Annotated in this window: 15 protein-coding genes; 13 read left to right on the top strand and 2 right to left on the bottom strand. The window is 66.2% G+C overall.

Annotation, left to right across the window (positions count from 1 at the left end; translation table 11 throughout):
- Positions 1-31: 31 nt before the first annotated feature.
- The 12 genes from VFW84_RS00950 (at position 32) to nth (ending at position 14,173) form a co-directional block, all read left to right on the top strand.
- Positions 32-1,231: an amino acid aminotransferase gene (locus VFW84_RS00950; protein WP_329678552.1), complete on the top strand. Its 1,200-nt coding sequence runs from the start codon at positions 32-34 to the stop codon at positions 1,229-1,231.
- Between the two features lie 891 nt (positions 1,232-2,122).
- Positions 2,123-4,303 (top strand): PhoX family phosphatase, encoded by a 2,181-nt coding sequence (locus VFW84_RS00945; protein ID WP_329678549.1) that lies wholly within the window; start codon positions 2,123-2,125, stop codon positions 4,301-4,303.
- Positions 4,304-4,559: 256 nt separating this feature from the next.
- Positions 4,560-5,843 carry a polyhydroxyalkanoate depolymerase gene (locus VFW84_RS00940; protein ID WP_329678548.1) on the top strand — a complete coding sequence of 428 codons (1,284 nt, stop codon included), beginning with the start codon at positions 4,560-4,562 and terminating at the stop codon, positions 5,841-5,843.
- A gap of 93 nt (positions 5,844-5,936) precedes the next feature.
- Positions 5,937-6,605: an electron transport complex subunit RsxB gene (rsxB, locus tag VFW84_RS00935; RefSeq protein WP_329678547.1), complete on the top strand. Its 669-nt coding sequence runs from the start codon at positions 5,937-5,939 to the stop codon at positions 6,603-6,605.
- Between the two features lie 116 nt (positions 6,606-6,721).
- The gene (locus VFW84_RS00930) at positions 6,722-9,511 is read left to right on the top strand and encodes an ExeM/NucH family extracellular endonuclease (RefSeq protein ID WP_329678546.1); all 2,790 of its coding nucleotides are present in this window, start codon (positions 6,722-6,724) and stop codon (positions 9,509-9,511) included.
- A gap of 20 nt (positions 9,512-9,531) precedes the next feature.
- Positions 9,532-10,326 (top strand): hypothetical protein, encoded by a 795-nt coding sequence (locus VFW84_RS00925; RefSeq protein WP_329678545.1) that lies wholly within the window; start codon positions 9,532-9,534, stop codon positions 10,324-10,326.
- A 118-nt stretch (positions 10,327-10,444) separates the two neighbouring features.
- Complete coding sequence (locus tag VFW84_RS00920) at positions 10,445-10,669, top strand: hypothetical protein (protein ID WP_329678544.1); 225 nt, start codon at positions 10,445-10,447, stop codon at positions 10,667-10,669.
- Between the two features lie 125 nt (positions 10,670-10,794).
- Positions 10,795-11,406 carry a LemA family protein gene (locus VFW84_RS00915; RefSeq protein ID WP_329678543.1) on the top strand — a complete coding sequence of 204 codons (612 nt, stop codon included), beginning with the start codon at positions 10,795-10,797 and terminating at the stop codon, positions 11,404-11,406.
- 82 nt (positions 11,407-11,488) lie between these two features.
- A complete protein-coding gene (locus tag VFW84_RS00910; RefSeq protein ID WP_329678551.1) occupies positions 11,489-12,340 on the top strand; it encodes a TPM domain-containing protein in 852 nt (283 codons plus the stop codon).
- Between the two features lie 15 nt (positions 12,341-12,355).
- The gene (locus VFW84_RS00905) at positions 12,356-12,862 is read left to right on the top strand and encodes a TPM domain-containing protein (RefSeq protein ID WP_329678542.1); all 507 of its coding nucleotides are present in this window, start codon (positions 12,356-12,358) and stop codon (positions 12,860-12,862) included.
- A gap of 56 nt (positions 12,863-12,918) precedes the next feature.
- Positions 12,919-13,515, top strand: a complete 597-nt coding sequence (locus tag VFW84_RS00900) for a DUF3617 domain-containing protein (protein ID WP_329678541.1) — start codon at positions 12,919-12,921, stop codon at positions 13,513-13,515.
- 13 nt (positions 13,516-13,528) lie between these two features.
- Positions 13,529-14,173, top strand: a complete 645-nt coding sequence (gene nth, locus VFW84_RS00895) for an endonuclease III (RefSeq protein WP_329678550.1) — start codon at positions 13,529-13,531, stop codon at positions 14,171-14,173.
- A gap of 22 nt (positions 14,174-14,195) precedes the next feature.
- Here nth and VFW84_RS00890 read toward each other — a convergent pair whose 3' ends face one another.
- Positions 14,196-15,164, bottom strand: a complete 969-nt coding sequence (locus VFW84_RS00890; protein WP_329678540.1) for an SGNH/GDSL hydrolase family protein — start codon at positions 15,162-15,164, stop codon at positions 14,196-14,198.
- Positions 15,165-15,281: 117 nt separating this feature from the next.
- Positions 15,282-16,211 carry an NAD(P)H-binding protein gene (locus VFW84_RS00885; protein ID WP_329678539.1) on the bottom strand — a complete coding sequence of 310 codons (930 nt, stop codon included), beginning with the start codon at positions 16,209-16,211 and terminating at the stop codon, positions 15,282-15,284.
- Positions 16,212-16,306: 95 nt separating this feature from the next.
- Here VFW84_RS00885 and VFW84_RS00880 point away from each other — a divergent pair, with 95 nt between their 5' ends.
- Complete coding sequence (locus VFW84_RS00880) at positions 16,307-17,350, top strand: CDP-6-deoxy-delta-3,4-glucoseen reductase (protein ID WP_329678538.1); 1,044 nt, start codon at positions 16,307-16,309, stop codon at positions 17,348-17,350.
- Positions 17,351-17,760 lie beyond the last annotated feature (410 nt).

Genomic DNA, 17,760 nt, shown 5'->3' with positions numbered 1-17,760 from the left:
AGATTACCCCAACCGACCGGAGACTGCTTGCATGGCCTCTTTGTTTGCCGCCGTTGAAATGGCCCCCCGCGACCCGATCCTGGGCCTCAACGAACAATTCAACGCCGACACCAACCCCCACAAGGTGAACCTGGGTGTGGGTGTGTACACCGACGATCAAGGCAAGCTGCCTCTGCTCAAGTGCGTGGCCGCTGCTGAAAAGCAGATGTCCGAAGCACCCAAGGCCCGCGGCTACCTGCCCATCGACGGCATCGTCGCCTACGACAAGGCCGTTCAGGGCCTGGTCTTTGGCGCCGAACACCCCGCCGTCAAGGCTGGCCGCATCTCGACGGCCCAGGCCATCGGTGGCACGGGCGGCCTCAAGCTGGGCGCCGACTTCCTCAAGCGCCTGAACCCCGATGCCCAGGTCCTGATCTCGGACCCGAGCTGGGAAAACCACCGCGCCCTGTTCGAGTCGGCCGGCTTCCCCGTGGACGTCTACCCCTACTACGATGCCGCCAACCGCGGTATCAACTTCGAGGGCATGATCGCCAAGCTGAAGGCCTCCAAGCCCGGCACCATCGTGCTGCTGCACGCCTGCTGCCATAACCCCACCGGCTACGACCTGTCCGACGCCCAGTGGGATGAGGTCATCGCCGTGATCAAGGCTGGCGGCTTGGTGCCCTTCCTGGACATGGCGTATCAGGGCTTCGGCAACGGCATCGCTGAAGACGGCGCCGTGGTCATCAAGTTCCTGGATTCGGGTCTGAGCTTCTTTGTGTCCACCAGCTTCTCCAAGAGCTTCTCGCTGTATGGCGAGCGCGTGGGTGCACTGAGCATCGTCAGCGAAACGGCCGAAGAGGCCGCCCGCGTGCTGAGCCAGCTCAAGCGCGTGATCCGCACCAACTACTCCAACCCGCCGACGCATGGTGCACAGGTGGTGGCCTCGGTGCTGACCTCGCCCGAACTGCGCAAGATGTGGGAAGACGAGCTGGCCGAGATGCGTGACCGCATCAAGCTGATGCGCACAGCCCTGGTCAAGGAGCTGACCGATGCAGGCGTGCAGGGCGATCTGAGCTACATCACCCGCCAGAAGGGCATGTTCAGCTACTCCGGCCTGAACGCGGCGCAAATGCAGCGCCTGCGCTCCGAGTTCGGCATCTATGGTGTGGACTCCGGTCGCATCTGCGTGGCTGCGCTCAACACCGGCAACATCAAGGCCGTGGCTGCGGCGATCAAGGCTGTGATGTAAGCCTACTCGGCTGCTGCCTCCCAAGACCTGCCCCGCAAGAGGCAGGTTTTTTTTCGGCTTCTTCGTGGCATGTCGGGGTTGCTGTTCATGTGCCGAGATCTTGTGCTTTTGCGGTGCAGCGCGGGGCGCGGGGTGAAGGGGCACGCGGCCGGGCTTCAATGTGGGTGGTCCCGTCTTCGACGGAACTGCCCTGTGGTGCTCCCCATGGGCTTGTGCCGTGGAACTCGCTCCGCGGCTTTCAGCCGCTGCACTCAAACAACCACGGCAAGCATGTTCACGAAGCGCGCTGACGCGCGCCAAGCCCATGGCTGCGCTCCTCGGCACCCACAAGGCGCCCAGCCGCGTGCCCCTTCACCCCTTTGATCGCCCCGCTGGTGGCCTGCGTAGACGTCCTGGCGTGCCATCTTCGCTGCGCTTTCGCAACCATGGTCGAACGGCATACAGGCCTTCGTGTGATCGCTCTCAGCTCATTCATACGCCGCACTGGCTTACTTTCAAAGCGCGCTAGCTGTGCCCGTGACGGTCTTCGCATGCCACCAGCGGGGCGAAGAAGGGCTGAGCCGGCTTTCGGGCGGGCGCCTTGTGGGTGCCGAGGAGCGCAGCCATGGGCTTGGCGTGCGTAGCACGCTTCGTCATCTGACTTGACGTGGTTGTTTGAGCGAAGCGGCGTCAGCCGCGCAGCGAGTTCCACGGCACAAGCCCATGGCGAGCACCGGAGGGGCGTCCCGTCGCAGACGGGACCACCCACATTGAAGCCCGCCCGAAAGCCGGCTCAGCCCGCGCCCCGCGTTGCATCGACAAAGCGTGCACCAGGTGGTACCGCCCACCTTTTTCATCGGGATGTCACAGCCCCTGGTGATAGTGCCCTCATCAACCTCACCGGAGTATCAGATGAAGGGCGCCTCCCATCCCACCAATGACGTGTCGCTGAACCCGTCGACGACCCCCTCCATTCGCGAAGTCATCGATCGCGTGGACCCCACCCGCCGCCAGTTTGTTCAGGGTGGCGTGGGCGCTGCGGCACTGGCCTGCGCCGGTGGTCTGACCCTGGGTGGGCTGGTCAACAGCGTGCAGGCCGCGCCTGTGCCCGCCACGCCGGGCCTGCCCGGCATCGGCTTTGGCAGCGTGCCCCCCAGCGTCGCTCCGCTGGTCGACAAGATCACGGTGCCTGAGGGTTACAGCGCCCAGGTCTTCGTGGCCTGGGGCGACCCCATCATGCCCGGCGGCACCGCCTTTGCCGGGGATGCCCGCGAGACCGCCGAGCAGCAGCTCAGGCAGTTCGGCGCGCACAACGATGGCATGCACTTCTTCCCATTCAAGGGCTTCCATGGCCAGGCCATGAGCGATCGCGGTCTGCTGTGTGTGAACAATGAATACACGCACGAGGACATCCTCTACCCCGACGGCCAAGTCGGTGCCGGCTACACCATCGCCAAGACCCGCAAGTCCCAGGCGGCCCACGGTGTGTCCATCGTCGAGGCGCGCCGGGTGAATGGCCGTTGGACGGTGAACCAGAACACGGCCTTTGGTCGCCGCATCACGGCCAACACCCGCATGCGCATCGCCGGTCCGGCGGCCGGCCATGCCCTGATGCAGACCCGTGTCTTCAGCATCACGCCCACGGCGTCCGTCGACACGGGGCAGACGTCCAGCGGCTACACGGCCTGCGGCACCGTCAACAACTGCGCCCATGGCATCACGCCCTGGGGCACCTTCCTGACCTGCGAAGAAAACTGGAACGGCAACTTCGGTGGCACCGGGCCCGTCGACACCTCGGCCAACACCGAGATCGGCAAGCTCAATCGCCGCTATGGCGTGAGTGCCGCAGGCTTCGGCTATCGCTGGCACACCACCGACCCCCGCTTCGACGTGAGCACCAACCCCCACGAGCCACACCTGTTTGGCTGGGTGGTCGAGATCGACCCCTACAACCCCGCCAGCATGCCCGTCAAGCGCACTGCCCTGGGCCGCTTCAAGCACGAGAGCGCCCAGTACGTGGTGGACAAGCACAAGCGCATCGCCTTCTACATGGGCGATGACGAGCGCAACGAATACATCTACAAATTCGTCTGCGCCAACGCCTACAACCCTCACAACCCCGCCGCCAACCGCGATCTGCTGGACAGCGGCGTGCTGTACGTCGCGCGCTTCGACGCGGATCTGCGGGGAGAGTGGATCCCCCTGCTGCCCGGCACCATCGGCCTCAATGGCCAGCCCCTGCGACAGCACCCCAACTTCGCGGGCGCCAACGATGCCGAAGTGCTGGCCAAGATCCTGATCAAGACCCGCATGGCGGGCGACGCCGTCGGCGCCACGATGATGGACCGCCCCGAGTGGACCGGCGCCCGCCCCCGCATCAACGGCTTCAACGAAGTCGAGATCTACTGCACCCTGACCAACAACAACCGCCGCGGCAGCAGCGCCACCCCGTCGTCGAACGCGGCCGATGGCTCCACGGCCGCCGGCAGTGCCCGCCCCGCCGTGGACGCCGCCAACCCGCGTCAGGACAACGTCTACGGCGGCATCATCCGCTGGCGTGAAACCGACCAGAGCGTCACGGCCACCACCTTCACGTGGGACCTGTTCATGCAGAACGGTGACACGGCCACCACCAAGGCGGCCACACCCACCAATGACTACAAGGGCAACATCGTGGACACGCCCGATGGCAGCGCCGATTTCGGTGCGCCGGACGGCTTGTGGTTCGACCCCTTCGGTCGCCTCTGGGTCCAGACCGACCAGGCCGGCGATGCGCAGGGCGACTGGGCCCACCTGGGCACCAACGTGATGGTGTGCGCTGACCCGCACACCGGCGAAACCCGTCGCTTCCTGACGGCGCCACCCAAGTCCGAAGTCACCGGTGTCACCATGACCCCTGACGGCAAGACCCTGTTCGTGGGCGTGCAGCACCCGGGCGAGGACTCACAGGCCAGCAACCCCACCCAGTTCTCCAACTGGCCCCAGGGTCAATTCACCGTCAAGGCCGATGGCATCACACCGCTGCCAGCCGGTCGCCCCCGCTCTGCCGTGGTTGTCATCACCAAGAACGATGGCGGCATCATCGGCACGTGAAGCGGTTCTGGCAACAAGAGAGCAGTACCAGCAGTCGCTCGAGGCCACCCTCGGGCACTCAGCCACCCGTCTGGGTGGCTTTTTTTTGGCGCCGTCGGCACACGCACCCCCGGAAAAAGGGGGGCGCAGACCGGCTTTATGTCCCGCTCCCTGATCTACCCCAAGTGCAAAGATACGGAAAAGGATTTATGCTGCACTGCAACAAGCGCCGTTGAAGTGCATTTTTATCGGTCGGGGACACCACTGAGGTCTGTATATGCTTTATCAACTCTACGAAACCAACCGCGCCTGGCTCAGCCCCTTTTCCGAGTTCGCCAGTGCAGCCGCCAAGCTCTACAGCAACCCGCTGTCGGCCATGGCTCACATCCCTCAGGCGCACCGCGTGTCGGCAGGCTTCGACCTGATGAGCCGCCTGACCAAGGAATACGAAAAGCCCCAGTTCAACATCAATTCGGTCAAGGTCGGTGATGTCGAGGTCGTCATCCAGGAGCAGGTGGTTGAATCCAAGCCCTTCTGCCGGCTGCTGCGCTTCAAGCGCTTCACCGACAATGCCGAGGCGCTGGCCCGCATGCGTGACCAGCCTTCGGTGCTGGTGGTCGCCCCCCTCTCAGGCCACCACTCCACCCTGCTGCGCGACACCGTGCGCACCCTGCTGCAGGACCACAAGGTCTACATCACCGACTGGGTCGATGCCCGCATGGTGCCCATCGAGGAAGGCCCCTTCCACCTCGACGACTATGTCAACTATGTTCAGGAGTTCATCCGCAAGGTGGGCCCGGACGTCAATGTCATCTCCGTGTGCCAGCCCACGGTGCCGGTGCTCGCCGCCGTCTCCCTGATGGCCAGCCGTGGCGAGGTCACGCCCAAGACCATGGTCATGATGGGTGGCCCCATCGACGCCCGCAAGTCGCCCACGGCCGTGAACAACCTGGCCATGAACAAGAGCTACAGCTGGTTCGAGAACAACGTCATCTACCGCGTGCCGCCCAACTACCCCGGTGCCAGCCGCCGTGTGTACCCGGGCTTCCTGCAGCACACGGGCTTCGTGGCCATGAACCCGGACCGCCACGCCACCTCGCACTACGATTACTTCCTGGATCTGGTGCGTGGCGATGACGACAGCGCCGAATCGCACCGCCAGTTCTACGACGAGTACAACGCCGTGCTGGACATGCCCGCCGAGTACTACCTGGACACCATCAAGACGGTGTTCCAGGACTTCGCCTTGGTCAACGGCACCTGGGAGGTCCGCAACCCGGAAGGTGTGCCCGAGCTGGTGCGCCCACAAGACATCAAGACCACTGCCCTGCTGACCGTCGAAGGTGAGCTGGACGACATCTCTGGTGCGGGCCAGACCCGCGCGGCGCATGAGCTGTGCACCGGCATCCCCAAGGCACGCCAGAAGCACTACGACGTGATCGGCGCGGGCCACTACGGCATCTTCTCGGGTCGTCGCTGGCGCGAGCTGGCCTACCCTGAGCTCCGTGAGTTCATCCTGAGCCACAACCAGGCCAGCAGCAAGGCCAAAAAGGCCGCCTGAGCGATCACACGCTCCCACGGTCACCCGCCAAAGGCCCGCGCAAGCGGGCCTTTGTCATGAGCGCCGTGCCGCACGCCCTAAAATCGCACTTCCATGCCTGACGCCGAGACCCTCAACGCCCTGCTGCCGCAGACCCAGTGCACCAGTTGCGGCTACCCTGACTGCGCCCACTACGCCCAGGCCATCGCCCGGGGCGAGGCGGAGATCAACCAGTGCGCACCCGGCGGTGCGCAAGGCATCGCCCGTCTGGCCCAGGCCACGGGTCGGCCCGTGATCCCGCTCAACCCTGAGCACGGCATCGAAGGGCCACGCTACTGGGCCGTGATCGACGAGGACTGGTGCATCGGCTGCACCCTGTGCATCAAGGCCTGCCCGGTGGACTGCATCGTGGGCGCCCCCAAACACATGCACACCGTGATCGAGGACCAATGCACCGGCTGCGAACTCTGCATCCCGGCCTGTCCGGTCGATTGCATCAGTCTGGTGCCCGTGCATCCCACTGAGCCCCGCCCCACCGGCTGGGACGCCTGGAGCCAGGCCAATGCCGACGCGGCACGCCAGCGCTACACCGAGCGTCAGGCCCGCCAGGAACGCCTGCGCCTCGAACACGAAGAGCGTCTGCGCGCCAAGGCCGAATACAAGCTGGCCCATCTGGCCGAACTCACCAAGATCAGCGACGAGTCCGATCTGGCCCGCAAGCGCGCGGTGGTGGAGGCCGCCCTGGCCCGCGCACGGGCGCGTCGTCGCCCGGAATCGGGCTGACATCTGACCTGACATCTGGCTTGATCCTTCCGGATCAGGAACGCCCGACAGCTCACCCCTACGCCTGACACAGGCGCTGACCACACTTCAGGCACCAACCACCTGAGGTGTGATCCATGTCCCTGCGTTTCCACTCCCTGCGCCTTCATGCTTTGTCGGCCGCCATCCTGAGCGGCCTGTGCGCAGCCGCCCAAGCATCGACCAGTGGACTGGTGATCAGCCAGGTCTATGGCGGAGGGGGTGCCACCTCTGGCAGCCCCAGCTACCGCAACGACTTTGTCGAGCTGTTCAACGCGGGCAGCGCACCCATCTCGCTCACCGGCCTGTCGCTGCAATACGCGTCGGCCACCGGGGTCTTCGGCAGCAGCAATGTCATGAGCCTGAGCGGCTCGGTCGCACCCGGCGGCTACTACCTGGTGCAACTGGGAGGAGGATCCGTCGGCAGCGTGTTGCCCATCGCACCGGATGACACGGGCTCGCTCAACCTCAGCGCCACCGCCGGCAAGGTGGCCCTGGTGCAAGGCACGACCCACCTCAACTGCGGCAGCAGCGCCAGCGTGTGCAGCCCCGCGCAACTGGCCAACATCATCGATCTGGTCGCCTACGGCAGCACCTCCCTGTCCGAGGGGACGCCGGCCAGTGCCTTGACCAACACCACATCCGCCGTGCGCCGCAACGACGGCTGCACCGACACCGACAACAACAGCAGCGATCTGCAAGCCATCACCCCCGCCCCCGCGCCACGCAACGCGGCCTCCGCACTCAACACCGCCTGCGGCGCACCCGCGCCGGCCCCTGCGCCCGCCCCCGCGCCATCGATCACACCCATCGGCTCGATCCAGGGCAATGGCCACACTAGCCCCCTGGTCGGCACGGCGGTCACCACCGAAGGCGTGGTCACCCTGGTGAGCCACAACGGCTTTTTCATGCAATCGCGAACGCCGGATGCCTTCCACGACACCTCCGACGGCATCCTGGTCTTCACCTCGACCGCGCCCACCGTGACCGTGGGCGATGAAGTCCGCGTGACGGCCACCGTCACCGAATACAAGCCCGGCACCGCCAGCACCACCCTGACCGTCACCGAGCTGACCTCGGTGTCCGCGCTCACCACCCTGAGCACCGGGCACAGCGTGCAGCCCACCCCCGTCACCTTCCCCGAAGTGACGGATGGCGACCTGGAGAAGGTCGAAGGCATGCTGGTGCGCATCGACACCGAACTGACCGCCAGCCAGAACTATTTCCTGGGCCGCTACGGCCAGATCACCCTGTCGGCGCAAGGCCGCCTGGTCAAACCGACCAACATCCACCTGCCCGGCAGCACGGCCGCGCTGAACCTGGCGGAGGACAACGCACGCCGCCGCCTCATCCTCGACGACGGCAAGAGCCTGCAGAACCCCGACCCCACGCCCTACCTGGCCGCCGATCACACCCAGCGCGCTGGCGACACCCTGCCCGGCATCACGGGCGTGATCGACTATGGCCTGGCCACGGCCAGCGCAGCGGGGATGGCCGATTACAAGATTCACCCCACCGCGCCGGTGACCTTCACTCGGGCCAACCCGCGCACCGCCACGCCCGACACGCTGAGCGGCACCCACCGGGTGGCCAGCTTCAACGTGCTGAACTACTTCAATGGCGACGGCCTGGGCGGCGGCTTCCCGACCTCGCGCGGAGCCGACACCGCCGCCGAGTTCGCTCGCCAACGCGCCAAGATCATCCAGGCCATCAGTGCATTGAATGCCGACGTGGTGGGCCTGATGGAAATCGAGAACGACGGTGAGGGCGCCCGCAGCGCGATCGCCGATCTGGTCAACGGACTCAACAGTGCCCTGGGCGCCCCGGTGTACGCCATCGTGCCCGCGCCAGCCCTGGCCGGCTCGACGGGCACCGACGAGATCAAGGTGGCCATGATCTACAAACCGGCCCGTCTCAGCCTGTCGGGCACATCGCGGACCGACACCTCGGCCATCCACAACCGCCCCCCCATGGCCCAGACCTTCGCTGCCACCAATGGCGAGCGATTCACCGTGGGCGTGAACCACTTCAAGTCCAAGGGATGCGACGCCAGCTCGCCAGCGGCCGACGCCGATCAGGGCGACGGTCAGGGCTGCTTCAACAACCGCCGATGGCAGCAGGCCGCCGCACTGCACAGCTTCATCCAGGACATCCAGAGCACCCAGGCCGACAGTGACGTGCTGATCATCGGCGACCTCAATGCCTACGGCAAAGAGGACCCCGTCATGCACCTCGGCAGCCTGGGTTACACCGACCTGCTGGAGACCTTCCTGGGCCAGTCGGCCTACTCCTACGTCTTCGATGGCGAAGCCGGCTACCTCGACCACGCCCTGGCCAGCGCCAGCCTGGTGCCCCAGATCGCCGGCGCCGTGCACTGGCACATCAACGCCGACGAGCCCTCGGTGATCGACTACAACACCGAGTTCAAGGTCACCGACCACTACACCGCGTCGGCCTACCGCTCATCCGACCACGACCCGGTGGTGCTGGGCCTGTCGCTGCTCAAGCCCATCGTGGGCAGCGCCCGGGGCGACGTGATCCAGGGCAGCGCGGGAGACGACCGCATCACCGGCGGCTATGGCGCCGACGTCATCACCACCGGTCAGGGCCTGGACGTGCTGGTCTACACCAGCACCCGCGACGGCATCGACCGCGTCACGGACTTCACGCCGGGCAGCGACCGCATCGACCTGTCAGCCCTGCTGTCGGCCATCGGTGCGAGCGACCCCATCGCCAGCGGGCATGTTCGTCTGGTCGACACCACCGCCGGCGTGCAGATCCGTGTGGATCTTGACGGCAGCGCGGGCGCCGCCTCCGCCATCCCGTTGCTCACGCTGAGCGGCCGCACCGCCGCGCAGATCGTGGCCGCACGCGATCTGATCCTGTGACTCCCATGAAGACCCCATCCATGACCACCCCTGCCCTGCTCAAGACGCTGTTGCTCGGCGCACTGGCGATCGCCTCCTCGTTCACCCATGCGGCCCCCCTCAGCAACGGGCGCTTTGATCAAGGTCTCAGCGCCTGGTCCACCGCTGGCGACGTCAGCGTTCACACCCAGGCCAGCGCACCGGCGGACCTGCCCCTCGATGCGGGCTCGTGGGCGCTGCTGGGCACGGGCTCGCTGAGCTTCCCGGACGATGCACCGGCCGCACCGGGGCAGTTCAACCTCTCGGGGACGAACGTCGTGCCAGCCCTCGGCGATCTGGAAGCCAGCCTCGGTCTGGCTGCCGATGCCCTGATGGACAGCGATGCCAACCGCGTGGCGCTGGAGGGCTCGGCCCTGTGGCAGCACTTCGACGTGCGGCAAGGCGACACACTGAGCTTCGACTGGCGCCTCTTCAGCCGCGGCTTGCCCGGCCCCGGCGATGAGGCCGACACAGCCTGGCTGGTCTGGCAACTGGGTGGCAGCACACAGTGGGTGCCACTGACCCGCACCGACGACTCCACACTGACATCCGCCGGTGGCGGCTGGTGGAGCAGTGCACGTCAGGGCCACAGCCTGCTGGCCGCACACAGCGGCATGGCCACCCTGGGCCTGATCATGGCCGACGTCAACAGCTACGACACCACCTCCGTGCTGGCCATCCAGCAGGTGGTGCTGACCAGCGCCGTGCCCGAGCCCGGCAGCGTCGAGCTGATCCTCGCCGGCCTGCTGATGCTGGTGTTCATGAGCGTGCGCCTGCACCGCCGCCATCGCGAATGATGCCAATCGTTAAGCATTCACGCGGCACCAAGGGTCATCACCCTGTCACATCGGGCACGCAAGATGCATGCTACAAATGTGGGTGCCTGACGCTGTACCCATGAAGTGGAGACAAAACATGCGTGCTCTGATGAACCTGGCCATTGAACCGGCACTGCACCTCTTCGAGGTGTCTGCGATGGTGGTGATCAACCCCTCGCAACAGGCCGTCAAACGGGTCCTGAAAGTGCTGGCCGACACCCCGCGGGGTGCAGTGCAGATCGTGCGTGATCGCTACCCCCGGTCACGTGCCCACCAGGTGCTGTCCTGTCAGGACATGCCGGGCCAGATGGCCTGGGCCTGAGCGCCCGGCCCTCTTGAACTTTTCCTGACCATCCCGATCTTTTCGGCGATGTCCGGCAAGCGTGCATTTTTGCCGGCATGATGGCGGGCAGACATGCCTGCCGCGACGCTGCTGAAAGGATCCCGATGAGCACACCTTTGACCCGCCGCCTGGCCCTGGGCCTGGCCGCCGCCACCCTGAGCCTGTCACTGACCGGCTGTGGCTACAACGACTTCCAGCGCCTGGACGAGCAGACCAAGGCCTCGTGGGCCGAGGTGCTCAACCAGTACCAGCGCCGCGCCGACCTGATCCCCAACATCGTGTCCACGGTCAAGGGCGAGGCCAACTTCGAGCAAGAGACCCTGACCAAGGTGGTCGAAGCCCGCGCCAAGGCCACCAGCATCCAGGCCACGCCCGAGCTGGTCAACAACCCCGAGGCCTTCAACAAGTTCCAGCAGGCCCAGGGCGAGCTCTCGGGTGCGCTCTCGCGTCTGCTCGTGGTCAGCGAGAACTACCCCAACCTGAAGGCCAACCAGGGCTTCCAGGATCTGCGTGTGCAGTTGGAGGGCACCGAGAACCGCATCACCGTGGCCCGCAATGGCTACATCAAGTCGGTGCAGGAGTACAACGTGCTCATCCGCAGCTTCCCCTCCAACCTGACGGCCATGGTCTTCAGCTACGAGCCCAAGCCCAACTTCACGGTGCAGAACGAGGCGGAGATCTCCAAGCCGCCCACCATCGACTTCAACAAGAAGTGAGGGCCACCCGCTCGTGACCGCCCTCCTCGCGCGCCGCACCGGCCTGCTGGGCTGCTGCCTGGGCCTGCTGCTGAGCCTGCTGATGGCCTGGCCCAGCGGCATGGTCCGGGCCGCTGGCGAGCTGCTGCCCGTGCCGCCTTTGAACGCCCGGGTCACCGACCTCACGGGCACCCTCACCGCGGCGCAGCGTCAGGCCCTGGAAGACAAGCTCGCCCGCACCGAGCAGACCCTGGGCAGCCAGATCGTCGTGCTGCTGGTGCCCAGCACCCAGGGCGAGGACATCGCCGCCTACGCCTGGCGCGTGGCCGACCAATGGAAGGTCGGCCGCCGCGAGGTGGGGGATGGCGTGCTGGTGCTGGTGGCCAAGAACGACCGGCGCGTGCGCATCGAAGTGGCGCGTGCGCTGGAAGGCGCCATCCCTGATCTGGCGGCCCATCAGATCATTGACGACGCCATCACACCCGCCTTCCGCGCGGGTGATTTTGCCGGCGGCCTCAACCTGGCCGTGGACCATCTGAGCGCACGCATCCGCGGCGAAAACCTGCCCAGCCCGAGCGCCACCGCCAAGCGATCCAGTCAGGGCAGTTCCTGGCAGGACCTGGGCGTCTTCCTGTTCCTGGGGGCCCCCATCGCCGGGGCCGTGCTCACCTCCATCTTCGGGCGCAAGCTCGGATCACTGGCGGCGGGCCTGGCCATCGGCGCGCTGGGCTGGTGGTGGACGAGCAGCCTGATCATCGCCCTGGTAGCCGGTGTGCTGGCCATTGTTCTGGTCGGCGCCTTGGGCGTGGGCAGCAGTCGCTCCAACGGCCGCCACCACGGTGGCTGGGGCGGCGGCGGTTTTGGAGGTGGCGGCGGAGGCTTTGGCGGCGGCGGGGGGTTCTCGTCCGGCGGCGGCGGCAGCTTCGGGGGCGGCGGCTCCTCGGGCAACTGGTAAGACGGAGCGCGTGACATGAACACCCTCACCCGCTGGGCCAGACACCTCTGGCTGGACGCCGACGATGCGCGGCGCACCCTCACCCCGGGCGGCCTGCAGCGCCTGGAAGCCGCCGTGCGCGCCAGTGAAGCACGCCACCTGGGCGAGCTGCGCCTGTGTGTCGAAGGCGGCCTGCCCGCCGAGCTGCTGTGGCAAGGCTGCACACCGCGCCAGCGCGCCATCGACCTGTTCAGTCAGCTGCGCGTGTGGGACACCGAACACAACAATGGCGTGCTGATCTACCTGCTGCTGGCCGAACGCCGCATCGAGATCCTGGCCGACCGAGGGCTCATGCAACACGTGCCCGACACGGTGTGGCAAGAGATGACCCAGGCCCTGGGCACCCACCTGAAGGCAGGCCGCTTTGAGGAGGGCCTGCGCCAGGCCATCGAGCGCGTAGGCGCCCTCATGCACGTGCACTACCCTCTGCACAGAGCGCAGGACAACATCAACGAACTGCCCAATGCCGTGGTGCTGCTGTAGCCTGCAAGGTCATCAGCCTGTGTCATGATCTCGCTGATCACCCCACAGGAGGCCCCATGTTCAAGGATTCCTCTGCCCGCCACGGGCGCTCACTGGCCCTGGCCACCGCGCTGGCCGCCACCCTGACCACACACGCCGTGGCCGCCGATGCCCCACCGCCCATCAAACCCGGGCTGTGGGAAGTCGTCAACGAAGGCCAGCAGCTCAATGGCCAGGCCATGCCGGACTACACCGCGCAGATGGCCGACGCCATGAAGAACATGCCCCCGCAGATGCGCAAGCAGATGGAAGCGCAGATGAAGTCGCGCGGCGTGCAGATGGCCCCCGGCAGCGGTGGCGGCATGGCGGTGCGCATGTGCCTGACGCCCGACATGCTGGCGCAGAACCGCTGGCAAAAGAGCGAAGAGAACTGCAAGAGCGAGATCGTCAGCCGCAGTGGCAGCACCTGGAAGTGGAAGGTCACCTGCCCGCAAGGCAAGGGCGACGGCACCACCACCTTTTCGGGCAGCGAGGCCTACAGCACCCAGATGCACATGACCATGATGCACGACGGGCGCCCTCAGACCATGGACATGACACACCGCGCCAAATGGCTGGGTGCAGACTGCGGATCGGTCAAACCCGTCTCACCGCCCCCCGCCCCCAAGAAGTGACATGACGACCTTGATGAAGGCCGCCGAGATCGAGGCGTTCTTTGCCACACTGCAGGCGGCCAACCCCCACCCCGAAACCGAGCTGCTCTACGACAGCCCCTTCGAGCTGCTGACCGCCGTGCTGCTGTCGGCCCAGGCCACGGACGTGGGGGTCAACAAGGCCACGCGATTGCTGTTCCCGGTGGCCAACACGCCCCAGGCCATCCTGGATCTGGGGCTCGATGGCCTGTGCGACTACATCAAGACCATCGGCCTGTACAAGAGCAAGGCCAAGCACCTGCTGCAGACCTGCCAGATCCTGATCGATCAGCATGGCGGCGAGGTGCCCCGCACGCGCGAAGCCCTCGAAGCCCTGCCAGGCGTGGGGCGCAAGACGGCCAATGTGGTGCTGAACGTGGCCTTTGGCGAGCCCACCATGGCGGTGGACACGCACATCTTCCGGGTGGGCAACCGCACGGGGCTGGCCCCTGGCAAGACCCCTCTGGAGGTCGAACTCAAACTGCTCAAGCGCATCCCCGCCGCGTACCGGCTGCATGCGCATCACTGGCTGATCCTGCACGGGCGCTACATCTGCCAGGCGCGCAAGCCACGCTGCTGGGAATGCAGTGTCGCCGCCCCGTGCCACTTCAAGCCCAAGACCCCGGCCCCCCAGGCCTGACAGGCCCGGGCCTGGCCGGCCCTCAGGCCTGCGCCACCGCGCGGCGCTGACGCGACGCCACCAGGCCCACACCCGCCAGACCCAACAGCATCAGGCCATAGGTTGAGGGCTCAGGCACCGCAGCGGCAAAGGCCACGCCCACAGCGTTGTGCACGCCAGCCGTGGGGTGCACGCTGTCCCACAGGTAGTAGCTGTCAGGCGTGGCGCACGCCGTGCCCTGGCCCAGATAATTGCCCACATAGCAGGCCGAGGTCACATTGCCCCCTTCAGCGGCGGCGTACTGCGCGCGCACACCCGACAGGAAGCTGAAGGTGTCAAAGACCTGGATGGTCGAGCCCGCCAACTGGCCTTGCAACTGGCCCATGTACTGGCTCAGCGCATTGTTGAAACCCACCGACAGGGCATAGGCACCGGCCTGCTGCGCGCCGCCAGCGGCGATCGCATCGGCGGTGTCGGCCAGGTTGGGCAGGTTGGGCACGAAGAACTCACGGGCACCGGCCTGATACAGGATGGACACATCGGTCATCAGGTTGGTCACGGCCGTCGTCACTGTGGCGGCCGAAGCATTGCTGAAGAAGTCATTGCCGCCCGCCCACAGCACATACAGCGCCGATGCGTCCAGCGCACCGCCCTGGCTGCTCACGTAGTTGGTGATCTGGCTTTGCACGCCCGTGCCGGTCAGCACACCGCCGGTGGTGATGCGGTTGTCGGTGCCCGTCAGTGCGCCACCGTAGGCATAGCTCTCCAGCGACACGCCCAGGGTGCTCGCCATCACTTCCACGGCCACGGGGCCGTTGGTGAAGCGGCCGTCTGCATAAGGGGCGGCAGGCAAGGCAATGCCCACGGCCTGGAAGCGCGCAGCCACATTGCCCGTGTCCGACAGGCTGTCACCGAACACGACGACCTTGCTGGGGGTGGCCGATGCCAGGGCCATGGAACCCATGGCCAGCACGGCGACCAGGGAAGTGCGAAGCGTGTAGCTCGTACGCATGAGGTGTGTCTCCTGAAAAAGTGGCGGGGTGCATCACCCCATGAAATTTCTCGGCCCGCACCTTAACACTGGCATCAGCGTATAACCCCGCGCGAACACCCCCCCTAAAGAGGGGCCTCAGCCCTGCAGACCCGCCTGCAGCACGCTGCGCACATCCGGCCAGCGCAGGCGCACACGCAACTCCTGCGTCAGGCGTTGGTTGCCCAGGCGACGCGATTCGCTCATGAAAGAGCGCTGCATGGGCGAGAGCACGGCCGCGGCCTCCTGGCGGGTCAGGCGCGGCAGGCGTGGCAGGCCGCTGAGATCGGCCACCAGATCAAAGTAATCGCCCATGCGCATGTCACTGTCATCGCAGGCATGCACCACACGCTGCGCCCGGCCGCGCCACAGCCCCGCCACGCAGGCGCGCGCCAGATCGTCGGCCTGGATGTGGTTGGTATAGACATCGTCCTCGCGCACCAGCAGGGGGCTGCCGCGTCGCACCCGGTCGCGGGGGTCGCCGCCTTCGCGGTCCAGCGCATAGATGCCCGGGATCCGCAGGATGCTGGCGCGGGTGCCCCACTGCAGGGCGGCGCGGCGCCCCCACCAGCGCACATGGGCTTCGGCATCCACGCGGCGGTGGGCGCGCTCGGTGGCCGGTGCCACCGCACGGGTCTCGTCGAACCAGGCGCCCCCGGCATCGCCATACACCCCGGTGGTGCTGCCATAGACCAGTGCCCGCGTCTGCCCCCGGCGTGCCAGCGCGGCCAGCAGGGCCCGCGTGCGCGGATCACGCCCACCCGAAGACGGCGGCGGCGCCAAATGCAGCACATAGGGCGCCAAGGCCGACAGCCGCGCCAGGCTGGCGGGCTGATCCAGATTGCCCAGCAAGGGGCGCACCCCCTGGGCACGCAGGCCCGGCAGCTTGTCGGCCGACGAGGTCAGGGCCATCACGCGGCAGCGCGGCAACAGCTGGCGTGCGGCACGCAGGCCCACATCCCCGCAGCCCACGATCAGGACACGGGTCTGACGGAACTGTCGGCAAGGGCCAGGAGAAGGATTGAACATGGGGCGGGGCAGGCAATGACTTGGGAGGGGAGCGTCCGCTTGAGGGACAATCCCGGCTGCACCGATTTTGACCGTTGTTTCAAGGTGAGATCTTCATGAGCTTTTCCGTCACCATCGTGCCCAGTGGCCGCCAGTTCACCATGCAGCGCGACGAGACCGTGCTCAGCGCGGCATTGCACGTCGGCATCGGCCTGCCCTATGGCTGCAAGGACGGCGCCTGCGGCTCCTGCAAATGCAAGCTGGTCGAAGGGCGTGTGATCCACGGCGCACACCAGAGCAAGGCCCTGAGCGAGGCCGATGAAGCTGCGGGCTACATGCTGAGCTGCTGCGCCACCCCCCAGACCGATCTGGTGATCGAATCCCGGCAGGTGGTGGGCATGGGCGACTACCCCATCCAGAAGATGCCCACGCGGGTCACCACCCTCACCCGTCCGGCCCCCGATGTGGCCGTGCTGCGCCTGCAACTGCCGGCCAACAACAACTTTGGCTACCGCGCGGGGCAGTACGTGGAGTTCATCCTCAAGGATGGCCAGCGCCGCAGCTACTCGATGGCCAATGCGCCCCACACCGTCAAGGACCCGGCGGTCAATGGCATCGAACTGCACATCCGCCACATGCCCGGCGGGCTGTTCACCGATCAGGTGTTCAGCACGATGAAGGAAAAAGACATCCTCCGCATGGAAGGCCCCATGGGCACCTTCTTCGTGCGAGAGGACTCGCTGCGCCCCATCGTGCTGCTGGCCTCGGGCACAGGCTTTGCGCCGATCAAGGCCATCATCGAGCACCTGGCCCACAAGGGAAACCAGCGTCCGGTGGTGCTGTACTGGGGCTGCCGCAGCAAGGCCGACCTGTACCTGCACGACTGGGCCGAACAGCAAGCCGCCGCCCTACCCTGGTTGCGCTACGTGCCCGTGTTGTCAGAGCCGCGTGCCGACGATGCCTGGTCGGGCCGGACAGGCTTTGTGCACCAGGCGGTGCTGCAGGATCTGCCCGATCTGTCCGGGTATGAGGTGTATGCCTGTGGCGCCCCGGTGATGGTGGACGCCGCGCGCCGTGAGTTCACCAGCGCAGCGGGCCTGCCTGAAGAGTTCTTCTACGCGGATGCGTTCACCAGCCAGGCAGACAAGCACGGCGCCTGACCCTGTGTCCGGGGGGTGGGCCTGACACACCCGTCAGGCCTGCGTTTAACATGGGTGAAAACTCATGGGAGGCGCGCCGGATGTTCCACCGCTCAACTCACGATCAGCATGGCTGCCTGCAGGGATGCCAGGGGTGGGGGTGGGTGCCTCGGTCTGACTTGAGGTGCACGATGCCTGAACGGCCACCGCGATGAACGAGGGAAAATTGGATATATGTGGATTTCATATCTATACACAAATGGGCATATCTGGCTACTTCTTTCCAGCAGGGAGCTTGTCTGACTTTTGTGGACATTCGAACCTAACGGAGAATGTCCCCCATGGGAAAACCTAGCCGCAAACTCGTCAATCGGTACACCGATGATTTCAAGCTCAAGGCCGTAGCCTTGAGCAATGAGCCTGGCGTGCTC

Source organism: Aquabacterium sp. (genome assembly GCF_036279655.1).
Taxonomy (GTDB): domain Bacteria; phylum Pseudomonadota; class Gammaproteobacteria; order Burkholderiales; family Burkholderiaceae_C; genus Aquabacterium.
This window is presented reverse-complemented; position numbering and strand designations above follow the sequence as displayed.